We start from the raw sequence: 19588 nt of genomic DNA on the forward strand, positions 1-19588 counted from the left end.
CGGTCAGAGGACGCGGGAGCCGTACATCTCTCCCAGGGGGTCGGCCAGCAGTTCCAGGCGCGCCCCGTCAGGGTCGCGGAAGTAGATCGACGCGTCGCTCTCCACCTGGTAGGGCACCCCGGCGGCGTCCAGCTTCTCCCTCAGCCTCTCCCACTTGCCTCGCTCGACGGAGATCGCGATGTGGTGCAGGCCGCCGAGCACCTCCTGATACGGCCCGAGGTCGAGCCCGGGGAGGTCGAAGAAGGCGAGCAGGTTGCCGTTGCCGATGTCGAAGAAGAAGTGGTTCGAGCCCTTGTAGTCACGGTTCTCGAAGATCTCCGTCAGCGGGAACTCCAGCACGTCCTGGTAGAACTGGATGGTCCGCTCGACGTCTGAACAGATCAGTGCGAAGTGGTGCAGGCCACGTGCGCTGCTCTCTGGCCGTCGTGCTTGGAGGTAGTGCCCGCGGATCCGCTCTCGAGTCGCCTCGATGGCCGCGTAGTCGATGCCCATAGGTCCACATGACGTGCCGGGCGTAGGCCATGTCAAGCCCGCGCGGCGTGGCGGGCCCGGTGAGCACGTCGGCCGGACGGGGTGGCGCGTTCTGTCGGTGGCGAGTTGCATGATGAAGCGGTGACCGGATCCGCGCTCGACCACTTCACTCCGGTGACCCGGCAGTGGTTCACCGACGCCTTCGCCATGCCGACGGCCGCCCAAGAGGGCGCGTGGCGGTCCATCGCGCGCGGCGACAACACCCTGGTCGTCGCGCCCACCGGGTCGGGCAAGACGCTCGCCGCGTTCCTGTGGTCGCTCGACCGCCTCGCCGCCGACCGCATGGCGGCCGGCTCCGATCATGACGCCGGCGGGGGCCACGAGAGCGGCACGGGCGCCGCGGCCGGTGAAGGCCGCCAGAGCGGCGCGGGCCGGGGGAAGGGCGCGCGCGGGCGCGCGCGCGACAAAGGCGCTCCCCGGCGGTGCCGGGTGGTGTACGTCTCGCCGCTGAAGGCGCTGGCCGTGGACGTCGAGCGCAACCTGCGCGCCCCGCTCACCGGCATCAAGCAGACGGCGCGGCGCCTCGGGCTGCACGCTCCCGAGATCTCGGTGGCCATCCGTTCGGGCGACACCACGGCCGAGGACCGCCGGCGTTTCGCCGCCGCCCCGGCCGACATTTTGATCACCACGCCCGAGTCGCTCTATCTGATCCTGACGAGCCAGGCCCGCGAGGCGCTGCGCGATGTCGAGACGGTCATCGTCGACGAGGTGCACGCGGTGGCGGCCGGCAAGCGGGGCGTCCATCTCGCGCTGACCCTCGAGCGGCTGGACGCGCTGCTGGCGCGCCCGGCGCAGCGCATCGGCCTGTCGGCCACGGTGCGTCCCGTGAGCGAGGTGGCGACGTTCCTGGGGGGCTCGCGCCCGACGACGGTCGTCCAGCCGCCGTCCGAGAAGGTCATCGAGGTCGACGTGGTCGTCCCCGTGGAGGACATGACCGAGCTGGACGCCGCCCCCCGGCAGGGCCCGCCCTCCGATGACGAGACGGCCTGGCTGGAGCCCGCGGCCCGGCGATCCATCTGGCCGCACGTCGAGGAGCACCTGCTCGGGCTCATCCAGGCGCACCGCTCGACCATCGTCTTCGCCAACTCCCGGCGCCTGGCCGAGCGTCTGTGCACCCGGCTCAACGAGCTCGCCTACGAACGGTCGAACGGGGGCCCGGCCGGGGCCTTCCCTCCCGACGACCTGTGGACCACCCCACCGGAGGGCGGCGCCGGCACGCCGGTGCCGGCGGCGTCGACCTCCACGCCCGCGGCGATGATGGCTCAGGCCGGCGCCTCCTCCGGGGCGGTGCCCGAGATCGTCCGCGCCCACCACGGGTCGGTGTCCAAAGAGGAGCGCGCCCAGATCGAGGAGGCCCTGAAGTCCGGGCGCCTGCCGGCCGTGGTCGCCACCTCCAGCCTCGAACTGGGCATCGACATGGGTTCGGTCGACCTGGTCGCGTGCGTGGAGGCGCCGCCGAGCGTGGCCAGCGGCCTGCAGCGCATCGGCCGGGCCGGTCACCAGGTGGGGGCCGTCTCCAAGGGCGTCATCTTCCCCAAGTACCGCGGCGACCTGCTCCAGACGGCCGTCGTCTCCGAGCGCATGAAGTCCGGCGAGATCGAGGAGATGCGCTACCCGCGCAACCCCCTCGACGTGCTCGCGCAGCACATCGTGGCCATGTGCGCGCTGGACGAGTGGACCGTAGACGAGCTCGAGAGCCTGGTCAGGCGGGCCGCCCCGTACGCCACCCTGCCGAGGACCGCGCTGGAGGCCACCCTCGACATGCTGGCCGGGCGCTACCCCAGCGAAGAGTTCGCCGAGCTGCGCCCGCGCATCGTGTGGGATCGCGTGACCGGCCGGGTCACCGGCCGCCCCGGAGCCCAGCGCCTGGCGGTCACCAACGCCGGCACCATCCCCGACCGCGGCATGTTCGGCGTCTTCCTCGCCGGAGGCGACACCGGGCGGGGCGGCAGGCGGGTCGGCGAGCTGGACGAAGAGATGGTCTACGAGTCCCGGGTGGGCGACGTCTTCGTGCTGGGCGCCACATCCTGGCGCATCGAGGACATCACCGCCGATCGCGTGCTGGTGTCCCCCGCGCCCGGCCAGCCGGGCAAGCTGCCGTTCTGGCACGGCGACACCCCGGGCCGTCCCGCCGAGCTCGGCCGGGCCCTCGGCGCCTTCACCCGCGAGCTGTCCGAAGGCAGAGCCGACCGGCTCGCGGAGGCCGGGCTGGACGCCTTCGCCACCGGCAACCTGTTGTCCTACCTGGCCGAGCAGCGCGAGGCCACCGGGTACGTGCCCGACGACCGCACCCTGCTGATCGAGCGCTTCCACGACGAGCTCGGCGACTGGCGGGTGGTCGTGCACAGCCCGTTCGGCGCCCGGGTCCACGCGCCGTGGGCGCTGGCCATCGGCAGGCGGCTGCGCGAGCGCTACGACGTGGACGTGCAGGCCCTGCACTCCGACGACGGCATCGTCCTGCGCATCCCCGACACCCTCGACGGCGCGCCCACCGACGTCGCGGTGTTCGACGCCGACGAGATCGAGCAGATCGTCACCGAGGAGCTCGGCGGCTCGGCGCTGTTCGCCTCCCGGTTCCGCGAGTGCGCCGGCCGCGCCCTGCTGCTGCCCCGGCGCAACCCGGGCAGGCGCTCTCCCCTGTGGCAGCAGCGCCAGCGGGCCGCCGACCTGCTCAAGGTCGCCAGCCGGTACGGCTCGTTCCCGGTGGTGCTGGAGACCATGCGCGAGTGCCTGCAGGACGTCTTCGACGTGCCGGGGCTGGTGCGGCTCATGCGCGACATCGCCGCCCGCCGGGTGCGCGTGGTCGAGGTCGAGACCGCCCAGGCGTCGCCCTTCGCGGCCTCGCTGCTGTTCGCCTACGTCGGCGCCTTCATGTACGGAGGGGACGCCCCGCTGGCCGAGCGGCGCGCGCAGGCACTCGCCCTGGACACCCACCTGCTCGCCGAACTGCTCGGCGAGGCCGATCTGCGCGAGCTGCTCGACCCCGACGTCGTGGCCGACACCGAGCGCGAGCTGGCGCGGCTCGACCGGCCGCTGCGCGACGCCGAAGACCTCGCCGACCTGCTGCGCACCCACGGCCCGCTGCGCCCGGAGGACATCGCCGTGCGCGGCGGCGACCCGGCCTGGGCGGCCGACCTCGAGGCGGCCCGGCGGGCGATCCGCGTCCGGGTCGCCGGGGCCGAGCAGTGGGCGGCCGTCGAGGACGCCGCCCGGCTCAGGGACGCGCTCGGCGCGCCGCTGCCGATGGGTCTCCCCCACGTGTTTCTCGAGCCCGTGGCCGACCCGCTCGGCGATCTGCTCGCCCGGCACGCCCGCACGCGCGGCCCCTTCGCCGCCGCCACCGCCGCCACCCGCTTCGGGCTGGGCGTCGCCGTCGTGACCGACGCGCTCAGGCGGCTGGCGTCCTCGGGCCGGGTGGTCTCCGGCGAGTTCCGGCCCGGCGGCTGGGGTGAGGAGTGGTGCGACGCGGGTGTGCTGCGGTCGCTGCGGCGCAGGTCGCTGGCCCGGTTGCGCAAGGAGGTCGAGCCCGTCCCGCCCGAGGCGCTGGCCGCGTTCTCCCCGGCCTGGCACGGCATCACCGAGGGCCGGTCGGCGCGCGGCATGGACGCCCTCGTGCACGCCATCGAGCGGCTGCAGGGCGCCGCGGTGCCGGGGTCCGCGCTGGAGACGCTGGTCCTGCCGAGCCGGGTGCCGGGCTACGAGCCGGCGCTGCTGGACGAGCTGACCGCCTCGGGGGAGGTCCTGTGGGCGGGTCAGGGGTCGCTTCCGGGCGGCGACGGCTGGGTGGCGCTGTTCTTCGCCGACACCGCTCCGCTGCTGCTGCCCGCACCGGCCGAGGTCACCATGACCCCGTTGCACGAGAAGATCCTCGACGCCCTGGGCGGCGGTGGGGCGCTGTTCTTCCGCGATCTGTCCACCCGGGCCGGCTCGCTCGACGACATCGCGCTCGCCGGCGCTCTGTGGGACCTGGTGTGGTCCGGGCGCGTCTCGGGCGACACGCTGGCGCCGTTGCGCGCGGCGCTGGGCTCCGGTCGGCCCGCGCACCGGCCGACGACGGCGCGCAGGCGAAGGGCCGTGCTGCCGACCCGGTCGGGGCCGCCGACGGTGAGCGGCCGCTGGTGGTTGCTGCCCGAGGCCTCTGCTGACGCCACCGAACGCGCCCACGCGCAGGCCGAGGTGCTGCTCGAACGGCACGGCGTGGTGACCAAGGGCGCGGTGGCGGCCGAGCGCCTCACCGGTGGGTTCGCCGGGGTCTACCCGGTGTTCCGCGCCTTCGAGGAGACCGGCCGCTGCCGCCGCGGATACTTCGTGGAGGGTCTGGGCGGCGCCCAGTTCGCCCTCCCCGGCGCCGTCGACCGCATGCGCGCCTCCGCCGCCGGTCCGTCCGCCGCCGGCCCGTTCGCGGCCAACCCTTCGGCGGCCGAGCGGCGGGCGGTGGTGCTGGCGGCGACCGACCCGGCCTGCCCGTACGGGGCGGCGCTGCCGTGGCCGGCGCATCCCGGAGACCTCACGCACAAGCCCGGCCGTAAAGCCGGGGCGCTGGTGGTGCTGGTGGACGGCCGCCTCATCATCTACGTCGAGCGCGGCGGCAAGACCCTGCTGTCCTTCGCCGACGACGACCGCCTCCAGCCGGCGGTGGACGCCCTCGCGCTCGCCGTCCGCGACGGGGCGCTCGGCAAGCTCACGGTCGAGAAGGCCGACGGCGCCGCGATCGTCGACTCCCCCCTCGCCGCCGCGCTGGAGACCGCCGGCTTCTACCCCACCCCCCGCGGCCTCCGTCTGCGCGCCTGACGCGCCGGCGGTCAGGTCAGGGTGCGGGGGCCGTAGAGGGCGGCGGGGGTGTTGGTGGTCATGGCCCAGTAGCGGTCGCCGTAGGACCAGTGCCACCACTCGGTGGGGTAGTTGACCAGGCCGACGGACTCCAGGGCCGCGCCGAGGATCTTGCGGTGCTCGCGCGCGGCGGCCGAGATGTTGGGCGCGTCGGTGTAGCAGGCGCCGTCGCTCTGCTCGGGGTTGGCGTTGACCGGGGTGCCCATGTCCAGCTCGGCGCCGTCGTCGGTGGTGAGGGTGAGGTCGACCGCCGCGCCCGCCGTGTGCGGGGCGACCTCGATGGGCGAGACGTACCGGCTGGCGGCCACGTGCAGCTCTTGCGGCGACATCTCCGGGAAGGCCGCCCGCAGTTCGTCCTTGTACTGCTCGAAGTAGCGCCGCTGCAGCACCGGAGGCCGGTATCCCTCGACCACGAGCAGCCGGTAACCGTAGGGCAGTTGCCGCTGGGCGTCCGAAAGCCGCAGCAGCAGCCCCTCCCGCAGGTGGGCGTAGGCGCCGGCGGGGTCGGCGAGCCTGCCGTCGACACCGAGCACGCCGCGCACGTCGGCCAGCGCCTCACCGTTCTCCTCGACGGGGATGGAGGTCACGCGGGGGTCAGAGATGAGCACGATGTTGCGCATGGCCAGCCAGTCTGACATAACCGACTTTTAACCCCGTTTACCTGGTACCCCGCACCGCGAAGACGTCCTACGGCATGCCGCCGGCACCGGCTTCTCCGCGGTCCACCTGGTCCCGCGGCCGCCCCAAGGCGTCAGTGCGGCATGTCGCCGACACCGGGTTCTCCTCGATTCGCCCGGGCCCGTGGCCGCCGCGAGGCATCAGCAGGACATGCCGCCGACAGCGGCTTCTTCTCGGGTCCGCACGGCCCTGCGGCCACGGTGAGGCGCCAGCGCGGCATGTCGCCGACACCGGGTTCTCCTCGATTCGCCCGCCGGGCCTGCGGCCGCCGCGAGGCATCAGCAGGACATGCCGCCGACACCGGCTTCTTCTCGGGTCCGCACGGCCCTGCGGCCACGGTGAGGCGTCAGTACGGGATGCCGTCGACGGTGCTGGAGAAGACCTCCTCCCGGGCCTGGTCCAGGGCGGCGGTCAGGGCGCCCCCCAGGACCGGGTTGCCCTCGACCTCGGTGACCGCGACCTTCGGCCGGCTCGGGCAGATGCGGGCGACGGCCTTCTCGACCCGCCCGGCGAGCGCCTGACCGCCCGCCCTCCCCACATCCCCGCTGAGCACGACCAGTCCCGGGTCCAGGACGACGGTCACGGCGGCGACCCCGATGGCCAGCCGCTCGGCCACCTCGTCCAGGAAGCCGTCCTTGCCGGTCTCGACGGCGGCGCGGACCATGTCGGCGGCCTGGACCATGTCGGCGCCGGGCCCGGAACGCAGGCCGTGGGCGGCGGCCAGGCGGCCCATGGCGACGGCGCCGACCAGGCGCTGGAAGGAGCCGGACTGCGGCTCTGTGACGTTGACAGGGAGCGGTTCGCCGGGAACGGGGAGCCAGCCGATCTCGCCTGCGCCGCCGGTGGACCCGCGGTGCAGTCGCCCGCCGAGCATGACGCCGAGCCCTTGCCCCACACCCGCCCATACCAGGACGAAGTCCTCGACTCCGCGCGCTGCTCCGTACGCGTGCTCGGCCAGCGCGACCAGGTTCACGTCGTTCTCTATGGTCACCGAGGACCCGAGGGTCGCCCGCAGGTCGGCGAGCACGCCCGCGTGCCAGGAGGGCAGGTCGAAGGAGAAGCGCACGTCCCCGGTGCGCGGGTCGACCACGCCGCGCGTCCCGATGACCAGGGCCCGCAGCCTGCCGAGCGCGATGCCGGCCGCGTCGCAGGCTCGGCCGACGGCGCTGTGCACGGTCTTGACCGGTTCGCCGGTCTCGCGCGGGTCCACCGCGACCTCGGCGATGAGCTCGCCGGTGATGTCGGCGACGCCGGCGGTGACCTGGCCAGGCAGCACCTCCAGCCCGGCGACGTAGGCGCTGGAGGGCACGACCGCGTACAGCGCGGCGTTGGGCCCGCGGCCGCCGGGACGCCGCCCAGAGACCTCGACCAGGCCGCGCTCCTCCAGCCTGGCCAGGAGCTGGCCGGAGGTGACCTTGGACAGGCCGGTGTGCTCTCCCAGCTCGCCGCGGGTGAGCGGTCCCTGGGCGAGCAGGAGCTCCAGCGCCGCGCGGTCGTTGAGCCGGCGCAGCAGCCGCGGCGTTCCGGGGTGTCGTCTGGGCATGAGGCCGCCCCTCTCGTCACGATCCGCTAACAGGGTTTTTTTTAAGAAAGTTTCTTGTTAGTTTAGCGGCAGTCACCCCGCGGGCAAGCGATCAGGGCCTTGGGGATGTCGCAGCGCAGAGCGCGAGGACGGCGCCTTCGCCGTGGCGTGCGGCTCACCCCGCGCGCCCCTGCTCCGAAGAGCGCGAGCCCGACGCGAAGCCGGGAAGGGAGAACCCACACGTGAACATCACAAGGATCGCCACCGCGACGGCCACCACCGCCGCTCTCGCCATTGGTGTGGCCGCCTGCGGGGGCGGCGGCGAGCCCGCCGGCCAGGCCGCCGCGCCCCAGGCGTCGGCCTCCTCAGGGCCGGCGTTCGCCGGCCAGAAGCTGACCGTCTGGCGGCTCGGCGCCCCCAACGACGTGCAGGACAAGTACATGTCGGAGCTGAACGCGAAGTTCAAGGAGCAGACCGGCGCCGACGTCGACCTCCAGTGGATCCCCTGGCCCGACGCGCAGAAGAAGTGGACCGCCGCGCTCGCCGGCGGCGTGGGCCCGGACGTGACCGAGTTCGGCAACGACCAGGTCGCCGCCTGGGTCGCCGAGGACGCCCTCGCCGACATCTCCGACGTGGTGAAGTCCAGCCCCGACTTCCAGCAGATCCCGCAGAACCTGTGGGGCTACGAGACCATCGACGGCAAGGTCTACGCCGCTCCCTGGGGCGGCGGCACCCGCGCCGTCCTCTACCGCAAGGACTGGTTCAAAGACCTCGGCATCGAGACGCCCAAGACCTGGGACGACCTCGTCGCGGCGGCCAAGAAGATCGTCGCCAAGAAGGGCAAGGACGTCGACGGCTTCGCCTTCAACGGCGGCTCGGACGCCAACATGTCGCTCTCGCCATTCGTCTGGTCGGCCGGCGGCGACTTCGCGGCATTCGAGGGCGGCAAGTGGGTCGGCAAGCTGACCGAGCCCGGCTTCAAGGAGGGCTTCCAGTTCTACACCGACCTGGTCGCCAAGGACGGCGTGTCGGGCAAGGGCCGCCTCAACCTGAACTCCGTGGAGATCAGCCAGCGCTTCGCGGCCGGCAAGGTCGGCATGTACGTCACCGGCGGCTGGGACATCGCCACCATCAAGGAGCAGAGCAAGGGCAAGGTCGGCGACGACCAGATGGCCTTCTTCTCGCTTCCGAACAAGGACGGCAGCGGCCCCGCGCCCGCGTTCCAGGGCGGCAACGACATCGCCATCTGGAAGGACGCCAAGAGCCCCGAGCTGGCCGCCGAGTACCTCAAGCTCGCCGCCGGCAAGGAGTACGGCACCCGGTACGCCAAGGAGGGCGGCCTGCTCCCGCTCTACCCCGACGCCCTGGCCGAGTACGCCAGTGACCCGGTGCAGGCGCCGTTCGCCGAGACCTTCAAGGTGGCCAAGGGCTTCCCGGCCGATCCCGACTGGGCGCAGGCCAACGACACCAAGGCCGTGCTGCAGAACGCGGCGCGGGCCGTCATCGAGGGCAAGAAGAACATCGACACGGCCCTCGGCGACGCCAACACCGAACTCGAGACGATCCTCAACCAGCAGCAGTGACGATGGCGCAGACCTCGACCATCGCCCGGGGCGGGGGCACCCCTCCCGCCCCGGCGGGGCGCGCGTCCCACCGCCCCGCCCGCCGGCCGCGCCGGCTGTCCGCCCGGGCGGTCCCCTACGTGCTGCTGCTGCCCGGCCTGCTGGTCATCGGGGTCCTGCTGCTCTACCCGCTGTACCAGATGGTGGAGATGTCCTTCCACAAGGTGGGACTGCGGCAGATCCGCCCGAACCCGCGGCCGGCCGAGTTCGTGGGGACCGGCAACTACACCCAGGTCTTCCAGTCGGAGCTGTTCTGGACCTCCCTGCGCAACACGGTGGTGTTCGCCGTGGTCACCGTCGCGCTGACGCTGCTGCTCGGCACCCTGGTCGGCCTGCTGCTGAACCGGCTGGGCCGCAGGATGTCCACCTTCGTCGTCGTGGGCATCATGGCGGCCTGGGCCACCCCGCCCACCGCCACGGCGATCATCTGGAAGTGGCTGTTCGACGCCGACGCGGGCGTGGTGAACTGGACGCTGAACCTGCTGCCCGACGGGCTGTCCAACCTGGTGTTCGGGCGGTCGGACTGGTCGGGCCAGCCCTGGCTCAACTCCGCCTCGACGATCTACCTGGTGCTGATCGTCGCCGTGGTGTGGGCGTCGTTCCCGTTCATCGCCGTGTCGGTGCTCGCGGGGCTCAAGAGCATCCCCTCGGAGCTGTACGAGGCGGCGCGGGTGGACGGATCGGCGCCGGTGACGACCTTCTGGAAGATCACCTTCCCGCTGCTGCGGCCGGTGTTCTCGGTCCTGCTCGTCCTGTCGATCATCTGGGACTTCAAGGTCTTCACCCAGCTCTACGTGCTGGCCGGCGGCACGACCAACCGGGACGCCTTCAACCTGTCGCTGTGGGCCTACACCGAGGCGTTCAGCGCGCCGCCCAAGATGGGCTTCGGCGCGGCCATCGCGGTCATCCTCACCGTGATCATGCTGCTGATCACCGCCGTCTATGTCCGCCAGATCGTCAGAACGGAGGACGTGCGATGAACCCGCGGACCGCCAGGCGCCTCAAGACGGCCGCCCTGAACGCGGCCGGCGTCGCGGTGTTCCTGTTCGCCGTGTTCCCCGTGTACTGGATGGTCGCGACGGCGTTCAAGCCCAACGACGAGATCTTCACGACACGGTTCATCCCCTTCCCGCTGTCGCCGACGATGGAGCACGTGTCCCGCGTGCTGACCAGGGGCGTCGCCGGGCACTCGGTGTGGCGGTACCTGATGAACAGCGCCGTCGTCGCGGTCGGCACCGTGCTGGCCGGGTCGGTGTTCGCGCTGCTCGCCGCCACCGCCGTGGCGCGTTTCCGGTTCCGGTTCCGCACGAGCTTCCTGATCCTGCTGCTGATCGTGCAGATGGTGCCGGGCGAGGCGCTGCTGATCCCGCTGTTCCTGATGGTCAAGCGGCTCGGCCTGTACGACCAGCTTCTCGGCCTGATCGTCGTCAACGTGGGCTTCACGCTGCCGTTCGCGATCTGGATGCTGCGGACGTTCGTGGCCGCGGTGCCCAAGGAACTGGAGGAGGCGGCCGCCATCGACGGCGCGGGCCGTTTCGTCACCTTCTGGAGGGTGCTGTTCCCGCTCGTCGCGCCGGGCCTGGTGGCGACGAGCATCTTCTCGTTCATCACCGCGTGGAACGAGTTCGTCTTCGCGCTGACGCTGATCAACGATCAGGGCACCTACACGATGCCCGTGGCGCTGGGGTTCTTCACCAGCCAGCGTTCGACGGACTGGGGCGGCATCATGGCCGCCTCGACGCTGATGACCATTCCGGTCATCGCGTTCTTCCTGCTGGTGCAGCGGCGCATGGTCTCGGGACTGGTCGCCGGCGCCGTGAAAGGCTGACGACGACAGTCGGCCCATTTATCGCAACGAAGGAGTCGAGTACAGCCATGTCTGAGTTCTCCGCGGGCGCGTCCCAGGGCGAGCCTCCCGTGGGCGGCGGTGACCGGGGGCTGCGCCGCCTGGCGGCCGGCACGCTCCTGGCCGCCTTCCCCGGGACCACCGCCCCCGACTGGATCCTGCGCGATCTGGAGGACGGCCTCGGCGGGGTGACGCTGTTCGGCTTCAACGTCGCGGGGGCCGAGCAGCTCGCGGGCCTCACGGCGCGGCTGCGCGAGGCGGGCGACCCGGTCATCAGCCTGGACGAGGAGGGCGGCGACGTCACGCGGCTCGCCTACCACGTCGGCAGCCCGTACCCGGGCAACGCGGCGCTGGGCGCCGTGGACGACGTCGAGCTGACCCGCCGGGTGTACCGGTCGATCGGCGACGACCTCGCACGCTGCGGGGTGAACCTGGACATGGCGCCCGACGCGGACGTGAACACCGCCGACGACAATCCCGTGATCGGCACCCGGTCGTTCGGGTCGGACGCCGCTCTGGTGGCGCGGCACACCGTCGCGGCGGTCGCCGGGCTGCAGGACGCCGGCGTGGCCGCCTGCGTCAAGCACTTCCCCGGCCACGGCGCCACCCGGCAGGACTCCCACCTGGAGATTCCCGTGGTGGACGTCTCGCGCGAGGTGTTGTGGGAACGTGAACTCGTCCCCTTCCGCGCCGCCATCGAGGCCGGGACCCGGTCGATCATGACGGCGCACGTGCGGGTCCCGTTCCTCACCGGCGCGGCGCCCGCCACGCTCTCGGCCCCGGCGCTGACCGAGCTGCTCAGGGGTGAGCTCGGTTACACCGGCGTCGTCATCTCCGACGCCCTGGACATGCACGCGATCACCGAGAGCGTCGGGCTCGGCGGGGGCGCGGTGCTGTCGCTGGCCGCCGGTTCCGACCTGCTGTGCCTGGGGCCGCTGCCGACGCGCGAGCAGATCGAGGCGATCAAGGACGAGATCGTGGCCGCCGTGCGCGACGGGCGCCTGCCGCTCGCCCGCCTGGAGGAGGCCGCCGAGCGCGTCGCGCGGCTGCGCGGCTGGTTCGGCGCGCCGCGCGAGGAGGCCAGGGACGGCAACGTGATCGGCCTGACCGCGGCCCGCCGGGCGGTGCGGCTGTCGGGCACCGCCGCCCCGCTGGTGGATCCGCTGGTCGTCGAGGTGGACACCCCGCCCACGATCGCCGTCGGCGACGTGCCCTGGGGCTTCGCCCCCTGGCTGCCGGAGGCGGAGATCACCCGGGTCAAGCCGGACGCGGCCGACGCGAGCGGCCTGCTCGAACGGGCCCGCGGCCGGTCGCTGGTGATCGTGGTCAAGGACGCCCACCGCCACCGGGCCAGCCAGGAGATCGTCTCGGAGCTGCTCGCCGTGCGTCCCGACGCGATCGTCGTGGAGATGGGCCTGCCGATCTGGCGGCCCACGGCGGGCGCCTACCTCGCGACGTACGGGGCCGCCCGCGCCAACGCCCAGGCCGCCGCCGAGCTCCTCACCGCCTGACGACCGGGCGGCGCGGGTCAGCGCAGGTCAACGGGTCAGCGCAGGGCAGCGGATCAGCGGGTCAGGGCAGATCAGCGGGTCAGGGGAGGACGGCGCGGGTCGGCGGGTCAGCGCAGGTCACACAGTTCCCGGGTGGCCGGTGAGGCGGTGCAGGGCTGGAAGCCCGTGGCGCTGAGCCTGGCCTGCGCGCGGACGTGGGAGCGGACGAACTCGACGAAGGACGCCTTCAGCGATCCCGGCTCCAGCGGGCCGCGGAAGTACAGGTACTCGGTGGTCCAGAAGGGGTAGCCCTCACCCGGTCTGGCCGCGGTGGCGGAGGCGAACGCCCGGCCGTCCAGGGTCAGCGCGGTGACGCTGCCCGCTCCGCGCGCCTCGGCGATGGACACCTCGTCGGCGTAGCCGATCGCCCCGGGGATCGTGCTGATCTTCTGGATGATCTCGGCGTTGTCGTCGCGCTCGCAGCGGATCACCGGCGCGGCGGGGTTGCGGTCCTTCTCCAGGCAGGAGTTGGACGACAGCAGGCCCTCGCCGGTGCCCGGGCCGAGCACCTGCCTCTCGAACAACTGCCGCGTGCCGGAGTTCTGCCCGCGCCCCACGATGCGGATCGGCAGGGACCTCCCGCCGGCGCCGGGCACCTGCTTCCAGTCGGTCCACGTGCCGTCGTAGATCTTGCGCAGGTCCGCGGCGCGCACCGCGGACAGCCCGACGCCGCTGTTCACCACCACGTGGTAGACGACGATCGCGATCTTATACGACCGGAGCCCGCCGCCGGTCTCGTCGCTGCGTCCGTCCGACAGCGCGACCAGCCCGCGGGACGGCGCCGGATCGGCCTCGATCACACCGCGGACGCCTTCGAGCGAGCCGGTGGCCTCGGTGGTGACGCGCGCGTCGTCCCCGCACGCGCTGCGGTACTCCTCCGCGAGCGCCCGCATCGCCGGCATGAACACGCTGGACCCCTCGACGCGCAGGTCGCCGGCCGCGCACGCCACGGTGCCGTCGACCGGCCGGGACATCAGGCCGAGCACCAGCACGGCGGTGAGCACCCCGGCGAGCGCGCCGCTCACCCGTGGAAGAGTGACGCGGCGCCTCTCCCCCTCGTCCTTGATCAGGCCGGTGTCGCGCATCTTGCCGGACGTGCGGACGACCTTGGTGATCTCGCCCTCCGGGCCGTTGGGCTCACGCAGGACGACGACGAGCTTGGCCTTCTGCCCCCGCTTCAGCGACAGCCCGTCGATGCGCACCCCGTGCCAACCGGGCTCGGCGACGTCCTGGCCGCTCTGGGGCACCACCCAGCGGGTGAGGCGCTCGCCGAGCCGCTGCCGGACGGTGAGCAGGTTGTCCCGGGCCGGCCGGCTGTCCTCGGCGGGAAAGAAGCGCAGGCCGTTCCTGAGCTCCTCGCGCAGCTCAGGGGTGCTCGCCTCGGAGATCCTGGCGTTCCACACCACGCGCCCGCCGAAGGTGAACGACAGCGGGCGCTCGAAGTCCTCGGGTTCGATGTCGTAGGTGCCGCCGTTGCGGATGCGGATGACGACCATGCTCATCCGGTCGAGCAGCCGGGCGACCTGGCGCAGCTGGGGCGGCCCGTGCGCGGCGGGGTCGGCCCCGTCGTGCAGCGTCTCGGGCCCCACGCCGATCTTCGAGTTGTACAGAACCCGGAAGATCACGCGCTTGCGCCGGACGAGCAGCCGGTCGACGAAGGGGGTGGCCACCAGCAGGACGATCGAGAAGATGACCGGGCCGGCGCCGCCGAAGAAGCCGACCAGGCGCGCCAGCCACTCCAGTACGGCCGCCACCGAACTCCCTCCCCACCGAACCGGTTCAATTCTCCCGGCCCGCCAGGGACAGCGGCTCGCATGGTCGATCAGTTCATCGGGAATTCAGCCGGCGGACACGAAGGGGCGGTCGCGGGGATCAGGAGGCGAAGATCTCCTCGCGGGCCTGTTCGAGGGCGGCCAGGACGGCGCCGCGCAGCACGGGGCGGCCCTTGACCTCGCTCGCCACCACCTCGGGCCTGATCGGGCAGATGCGCGCCACCGCCTCCTCCACGCGATGGGTCAGCGCGGCCCCGCCGGCCCGGCCGATCTCGCCGTTGAGCACGACCAGCGCCGGGTCCAGGACCACGCACACCGAGGCGACTCCGAGGGCCAGCCGGTGGGCCAGCTCGTCCAGGAACCGCGCCCCGGCGTCCCCGCCCTCGACGGCCGCGTGGACGGCGTCGGCGGCCGAGCCGCCCGCGAAGCCGTACGGGCCGGCCAGTTCGGCCACGGCCTCGGCGCTGATCAGGGCGTGCAGGCCGCCCGCCAGGGCGGGCATCCGGCCGGGGACGGCCTTGACGTCCTCGGCCAGCGGCACGCCGGGGACCGGCAGGTATCCGATCTCGCCCGCGCTGCCCGAACGCCCCCGGTGCAGCCGGCCGCCGAGGACGACCGCGAGGCCGACGCCGCGTTCGACCCACAGCAGCACGAAGTCGTCCACGCCCTTGGCGGCGCCCTCGGCGCGCTCGGCGATCGCCGCGAGGTTCACGTCGTTCTCGATGGACACCGGCCGCCGCAGGTCCTGGGCCAGGGCCTGGTGGCTGCCCTCGTGCCAGCCCGGCAGGTCGAAGGAGAACCGGACGTCGCCCGTGCGCGGGTCGACCACGCCGGGGGTGCCGATCACAATGGCCCTGAGGCGGGAAAGGGCGACCTTGCCCGAGCGGCAGGCCTTCACCACCGCGTTGTGCACCATCGCGACCGGATCGTCGTGCCCATTGGGGGAAATGACGGCCTCGGCCACGATTTCGCCATTGATATCGGCGATGGCGGTGGTCACCGTTTCCGGGCCGACATCGAGCCCGGCCACATAGGCCGACGACGGAATCACCCCGTAAAGGGCGGCATTGGGCCCCCGGTTACCGGCCTGCTCCCCGACCACCTCGACCAGGCCGCGATCTTCCAGCCGCGACAGCGTCTGGGAGGCGGTGACCTTGGAAAGGCCGGTCATCTCCCCGATCTGGCCCCTGGTCATCGGGCCGGAGGCGAGCAGCAGCTCCAGCGCGGCCCGGTCGTTGATCTCCCGTAGCAACCTGGGCACGCCAGGACGTCGCTCCATCGCAGGCTTTCTTGTCGTCGGTCCCCGTTGGTTTCATCACAAAACGCGCGCGTGGCGTGACACAACCAGTACTCAGTAAAGCTTCCTGCCAGTTTAGCGGCAGCGTTCCCGCGCGAAAGGCCACCGCACCTCCGGTTCCGCCGTTCGCCCGCCGTCCCGGCCGTCGCCGCGCCGGACGCCTTGCGTTTGGCCCCGCATTGACCCGAGGATCACTCATGTCTTTCTGAGGAGCATTCATGGGCGCCGCCACCGACACTTCCCCCGCCTTCCGGATTCCGCTCCGCCCGCTCGCCGCGCACCACAGGTCGATGGTCGTCCTCGCCCTCGGCGTCGTGTTGCTCACCGACGTGCTGCGGGTGCTGCTGCCGTCGCTGATCACGCTGTTCGGCCGCGCGGGCGACACTCCCCCCGAACACATGGGCCTGTTCGCGGCCCTGTGGTTCCTCCTGCCGTTCGCCGCGGCGCCGCTCGCCCGGCGGTGGGGACCCCGGCCGGTCACGCTCGGCGGCGCGGCCCTGCTGGTGGCCGACCGGCTGGCGCTCCAGGCGGCCGACGGAGGGGCGCCGCAGCTCTACCTGGCCGGCGCCGGCGTCGGCTTCGGCCTGGTCTTCCTGTACGGATGCGCGCTGAGGCTGCCGCGCCGCACCGTCCCGGCCGGCCTGGCCGCCGGCATGGCCGCCTCGGCCACCGCCCATCTCGCGCTGGACCAGGTGGACCTGGTCTGGCGGGACGGCGTCCTGCCCTGGCTCCCCGTCCTGGCCGTCGGCGCCGCCTTCCTCCGGCTCGCGTGGGCGGCGCCCGCGCCCGGCGACCCCGCGCCACCGGGGGTGTGGTTCGCCTTCGGCCCCGCGCTGGCGCTGCACGGCATGTATCTGGCGACGCTGGGCCTGGCCGAGCATCCCGGAGGCGAGCAGGGCGGCCCGTGGCGCATCGCCGTCGTCGCGGCGGCGCTGGTCTGCGCCCAGTTCGTCATGGTCTCCTACGCCGCGCGCCCGCCCTACCGGCGCTGGGTCGTCGTCGTCCTGCTCCCGGCGGCGGTGGCGGCGCTGGCCGTCTCGTCGGCGCTTCCGTTCGCCCTGTTCGCCGCGGTCGCGCTCGGCGGCTGCCTGGGCATGGCGGCCCTGCCCGCCACCTCGCCCGCCTCCGCCCGGCGCGGCGGGATCGCGCTGCTCGGCGGCGCGCTGGTGTTCCTGGCCGCCGTCTTCCTGTACTACGCCGCCTACGACGCCGACCTCGGCTTCCCCAACGGCGTGGTCCCCGTGCTGCTCGCCGGCACGGTGGCCGCGATCGCCGCCGCGGCGGCGCGCGGGCGGGCCGTCCAGCACCTCGCCCGCCCCCGGCCCCGGGCGGTCGTCGTCGCGGCGCTGGTCACGGCGGCCGCCGTCGCCGCGCTCACCTGGCGTCCCCTGCCGGAGACACGGCCCATTACGCGCAGCGAGTTCACGCTGATCGCCTACAACATCCGGATGGGGTTCGGGCTGAAGGGCACCCTGGACCTGGACCGCATCGCGGCCTGGGCCCGGGCCGAGCGTCCCGACGTGGTCCTGCTCAGCGAGGTGGACCGCGGATGGCTGCTCAACGGCGGCCACGACGACTTGGCGCGCATCGCGCGGGGGCTCGGCATGCGCTACCACTTCGCTCCCGCGGCCGACCCGCTGTGGGGCGACGCGATCATCACCAACCTGCCGGTCCGGCAGGTCGTCTCGCATCCGCTGGGCCGGCACGACTATCCGACCGGCGCCCAGGCGCAGGCGGCCGTCGTCGAGGTGGCGGGAAGGCAGGTGGGGATCGTGGGCACCCACCTGCAGGCGCCGTCCGGCCAGGCGCCCGAGGTGGCCGCCGTCGTCCGCGACCTGGGGAGCGGCCGGCCGGTCCTGCTGGCCGGTGACCTCAACACCAGGCCGGGCGACCCTGCGATGCGCGTGCTGTCGGCCGCGGGCCTGTCCGACCCGCTCACGGCCCTGGGCGACCCGCTCACCTCCCCCGCCGACGCGCCGGTCGAGCGCATCGACCACGTGCTCGTGGGACCGGGGCTGGCGGTCACGGCGGCACGGGCGCCGGGGGTGGAATTCTCAGATCATCGGCCACTCGTGGTCAGGTTGCGTGTAACCGGGGTTTAGCAGGCGGGATAATCGACAACATGCGTCTCTCCGCCCGTGTCGACTACGCCCTTCGCGCCGCCGCCGAGCTGGCCGCCTCCGGCAGCGGCCCCACCACGGTGGGCGAGCTGGCCAAGGAACAGGAAATGCCTCCGAAGTACCTGGAGAACATCCTGCTCCAGATGCGCCGGGCCGGGCTGGTCCGCGGCCAGCGCGGCCCCGAGGGCGGCTACGTCCTCGCCCGGCCCGCCTCCGAGATCACCCTGGCCGACGTCATCCGCGCCGTGGACGGGCCACTGGCCAACGTCCGGGGCGAGCGGCCCGAGCACGTCGGCTACCGGGGCGCGGCCCGGTCGCTCCAGCAGGTGTGGATCGCCCTGCGGGCAAGCGAGCGCGCCATCCTGGAGGAGGTCACGCTGGACCAGATCGCCTCCGACGCCCTGCCCGAACGCGTGATGGAACTGGCGGCCGACCCCGCCGCCTGGGACTGACCCATGCCCGAGGGCGACGCCGTCTACCGGGCCGCGGCCAGGCTGCGGGCCGCCCTCGACGGACGGGTGCTGACCCGCTCGGACTTCCGCGTCCCCCGGCACGCCACCGCCGACCTGACCGGCCGCGCCGTGCTCACGACCGCCTCCCGCGGCAAGCACCTGCTGACCAGGGTCGAGGGCGGACTCACCGTCCACACCCACCTGCGCATGGACGGAAGCTGGCGCGTGGAGCGGGCGGGGGCGCCGCTGCGGGCCGGGCATCTGATCCGGCTGGTCCTCGCCAACGAGCGATGGCAGGCGGTCGGGGTCCGGCTCGGCATGGTCGACCTGCTGCGCACCGACCAGGAAGACCGGGTGGTCGGGCATCTGGGGCCCGATCTGCTCGACCCGGAGTGGGACCAGGAGCAGGCGGCGCGGGCCGCGCGCAACATCGCGGCGCGGCCGGGGACGACCATCGGGGAGGCGCTGCTCGATCAGCGCAACGTCGCGGGCATCGGCACGATCTGGCGGGCCGAGACGCTGTTCCTGGCGGGCGTCTCGCCGTACCGGCCGGCCGGGGAGGTGGACGACCTCGCGGGAATGATGGGGCTGGCCCACCGGCTGATGGACGCGGGAAAGAACCAGTCCGGCGGTCCGGTCACCACCGGCGACAGACGCCCAGGACGGCGCCTGTGGGCGTACGGCCGGGCCGGGCGGCCCTGTCTTCGCTGCGGCAACAAGGTGATCGGCGACGAGCTCGGGGCGCAGCCATACGAAAGAGCGATCTTCTACTGCCCGGTGTGCCAGCCCCGCTAGCGGGCCCGGTCACAGGCAGCGCGATGACACAGACCATCACGCGGAGTGCGTGACGGTCCGAACTTCAGGACGGGAACGCTGCGGGCGTGACCTACGCGGCGACCATGTCCTTGACTTCGGGGAAGCCGTCGAACTCGGGACCGGAGATCGTGGTGGACACGGTCTCGGCCATGGGCAGACGCTCGTGCTCGGGCGCATCGGCCAGCACGGGTGCGTGTTGAAGCTCGGCCAGCGCGAACTGGTCGGAGACCTCCCGGAGCACCTGCGACAGCGGAACGCCCAGGGCGCCGCAAATCGAGGCGAGCAGCTCCGACGACGCCTCCTTCTGGCCACGCTCAACCTCGGACAGGTAGCCAAGGGAGACACGTGCCAGCGTGGAGACCTCACGCAAGGTGCGCGCCTGCCGCACCCGCAGCCGCCGCAGTACGTCACCGAGCAGCTGACGCAGCAGGACCATCTGTCGCTCCCTCCCAGGCGCGGGAGCTTTCACGGCGCTCCGCGCGGTCGGTTCGTATCGCCCGTTCTTCGGGTGCCCTTCGTACATACTCCTCGCCGTCATCATTGGTTCGCTCG

The 19588-nt window shown here is 72.9% G+C and carries 14 protein-coding genes; 8 read left to right on the top strand and 6 right to left on the bottom strand.

The window, feature by feature from the left end; all coding sequences use genetic code 11:
• Positions 1–3 precede the first annotated feature (3 nt).
• The gene (locus ABZU32_RS01265) at positions 4–492 is read right to left on the bottom strand and encodes a VOC family protein (RefSeq protein ID WP_354835153.1); all 489 of its coding nucleotides are present in this window, start codon (positions 490–492) and stop codon (positions 4–6) included.
• 120 nt (positions 493–612) lie between these two features.
• Here ABZU32_RS01265 and ABZU32_RS01270 point away from each other — a divergent pair, with 120 nt between their 5' ends.
• Positions 613–5322: an ATP-dependent helicase gene (locus ABZU32_RS01270; RefSeq protein ID WP_354915496.1), complete on the top strand. Its 4710-nt coding sequence runs from the start codon at positions 613–615 to the stop codon at positions 5320–5322.
• Between the two features lie 11 nt (positions 5323–5333).
• Here ABZU32_RS01270 and ABZU32_RS01275 read toward each other — a convergent pair whose 3' ends face one another.
• Together ABZU32_RS01275 and ABZU32_RS01280 are read right to left on the bottom strand one after the other, a co-directional pair.
• The gene (locus tag ABZU32_RS01275) at positions 5334–5999 is read right to left on the bottom strand and encodes a M15 family metallopeptidase (protein ID WP_354915499.1); all 666 of its coding nucleotides are present in this window, start codon (positions 5997–5999) and stop codon (positions 5334–5336) included.
• Positions 6000–6385: 386 nt separating this feature from the next.
• A complete protein-coding gene (locus tag ABZU32_RS01280; protein ID WP_354915502.1) occupies positions 6386–7582 on the bottom strand; it encodes an ROK family transcriptional regulator in 1197 nt (398 codons plus the stop codon).
• 221 nt (positions 7583–7803) lie between these two features.
• Here ABZU32_RS01280 and ABZU32_RS01285 point away from each other — a divergent pair, with 221 nt between their 5' ends.
• Genes ABZU32_RS01285 through ABZU32_RS01300 form a run of 4 tightly spaced genes read left to right on the top strand, consistent with a single transcriptional unit; the run spans position 7804 to position 12540 of the window.
• Complete coding sequence (locus ABZU32_RS01285) at positions 7804–9144, top strand: extracellular solute-binding protein (RefSeq protein ID WP_354915505.1); 1341 nt, start codon at positions 7804–7806, stop codon at positions 9142–9144.
• Between the two features lie 2 nt (positions 9145–9146).
• Positions 9147–10163, top strand: coding sequence for a sugar ABC transporter permease (locus ABZU32_RS01290; protein ID WP_354835164.1), 1017 nt, complete (start codon positions 9147–9149; stop codon positions 10161–10163).
• Entirely contained in the window at positions 10160–11011 is an 852-nt protein-coding gene (locus ABZU32_RS01295) for a carbohydrate ABC transporter permease (RefSeq protein WP_354915508.1), read from the top strand. The genes ABZU32_RS01290 and ABZU32_RS01295 overlap by 4 nt, the downstream gene beginning before the upstream one ends.
• Before the next feature lie 47 nt (positions 11012–11058).
• Positions 11059–12540: a glycoside hydrolase family 3 N-terminal domain-containing protein gene (locus ABZU32_RS01300; RefSeq protein ID WP_354915511.1), complete on the top strand. Its 1482-nt coding sequence runs from the start codon at positions 11059–11061 to the stop codon at positions 12538–12540.
• A gap of 107 nt (positions 12541–12647) precedes the next feature.
• Here the strand turns inward: ABZU32_RS01300 and ABZU32_RS01305 are convergent, their stop codons facing one another.
• Both ABZU32_RS01305 and ABZU32_RS01310 read right to left on the bottom strand, forming a co-directional pair.
• Positions 12648–14333 carry a substrate-binding domain-containing protein gene (locus tag ABZU32_RS01305; protein WP_354915514.1) on the bottom strand — a complete coding sequence of 562 codons (1686 nt, stop codon included), beginning with the start codon at positions 14331–14333 and terminating at the stop codon, positions 12648–12650.
• Positions 14334–14451: 118 nt separating this feature from the next.
• On the bottom strand, positions 14452–15630 hold the full coding sequence (locus ABZU32_RS01310; RefSeq protein WP_354915517.1) for an ROK family transcriptional regulator: 1179 nt from the start codon (positions 15628–15630) through the stop codon (positions 14452–14454).
• A 236-nt stretch (positions 15631–15866) separates the two neighbouring features.
• Between ABZU32_RS01310 and ABZU32_RS01315 the strand changes: the two genes are divergently transcribed.
• Genes ABZU32_RS01315 through ABZU32_RS01325 form a run of 3 tightly spaced genes read left to right on the top strand, consistent with a single transcriptional unit; the run spans position 15867 to position 19015 of the window.
• Positions 15867–17750, top strand: coding sequence for an endonuclease/exonuclease/phosphatase family protein (locus ABZU32_RS01315; protein WP_354915520.1), 1884 nt, complete (start codon positions 15867–15869; stop codon positions 17748–17750).
• A 20-nt stretch (positions 17751–17770) separates the two neighbouring features.
• A complete protein-coding gene (locus ABZU32_RS01320) occupies positions 17771–18220 on the top strand; it encodes an Rrf2 family transcriptional regulator (RefSeq protein ID WP_354835176.1) in 450 nt (149 codons plus the stop codon).
• Between the two features lie 3 nt (positions 18221–18223).
• On the top strand, positions 18224–19015 hold the full coding sequence (locus tag ABZU32_RS01325; RefSeq protein ID WP_354915523.1) for a DNA-formamidopyrimidine glycosylase family protein: 792 nt from the start codon (positions 18224–18226) through the stop codon (positions 19013–19015).
• 91 nt (positions 19016–19106) lie between these two features.
• Here the strand turns inward: ABZU32_RS01325 and ABZU32_RS01330 are convergent, their stop codons facing one another.
• Positions 19107–19472, bottom strand: a complete 366-nt coding sequence (locus tag ABZU32_RS01330) for a helix-turn-helix transcriptional regulator (RefSeq protein WP_354835180.1) — start codon at positions 19470–19472, stop codon at positions 19107–19109.
• Positions 19473–19588 lie beyond the last annotated feature (116 nt).

This window comes from Sphaerisporangium sp. NPDC005288, assembly GCF_040607475.1.
GTDB classification, from domain to species: domain Bacteria; phylum Actinomycetota; class Actinomycetes; order Streptosporangiales; family Streptosporangiaceae; genus Sphaerisporangium; species Sphaerisporangium rhizosphaerae.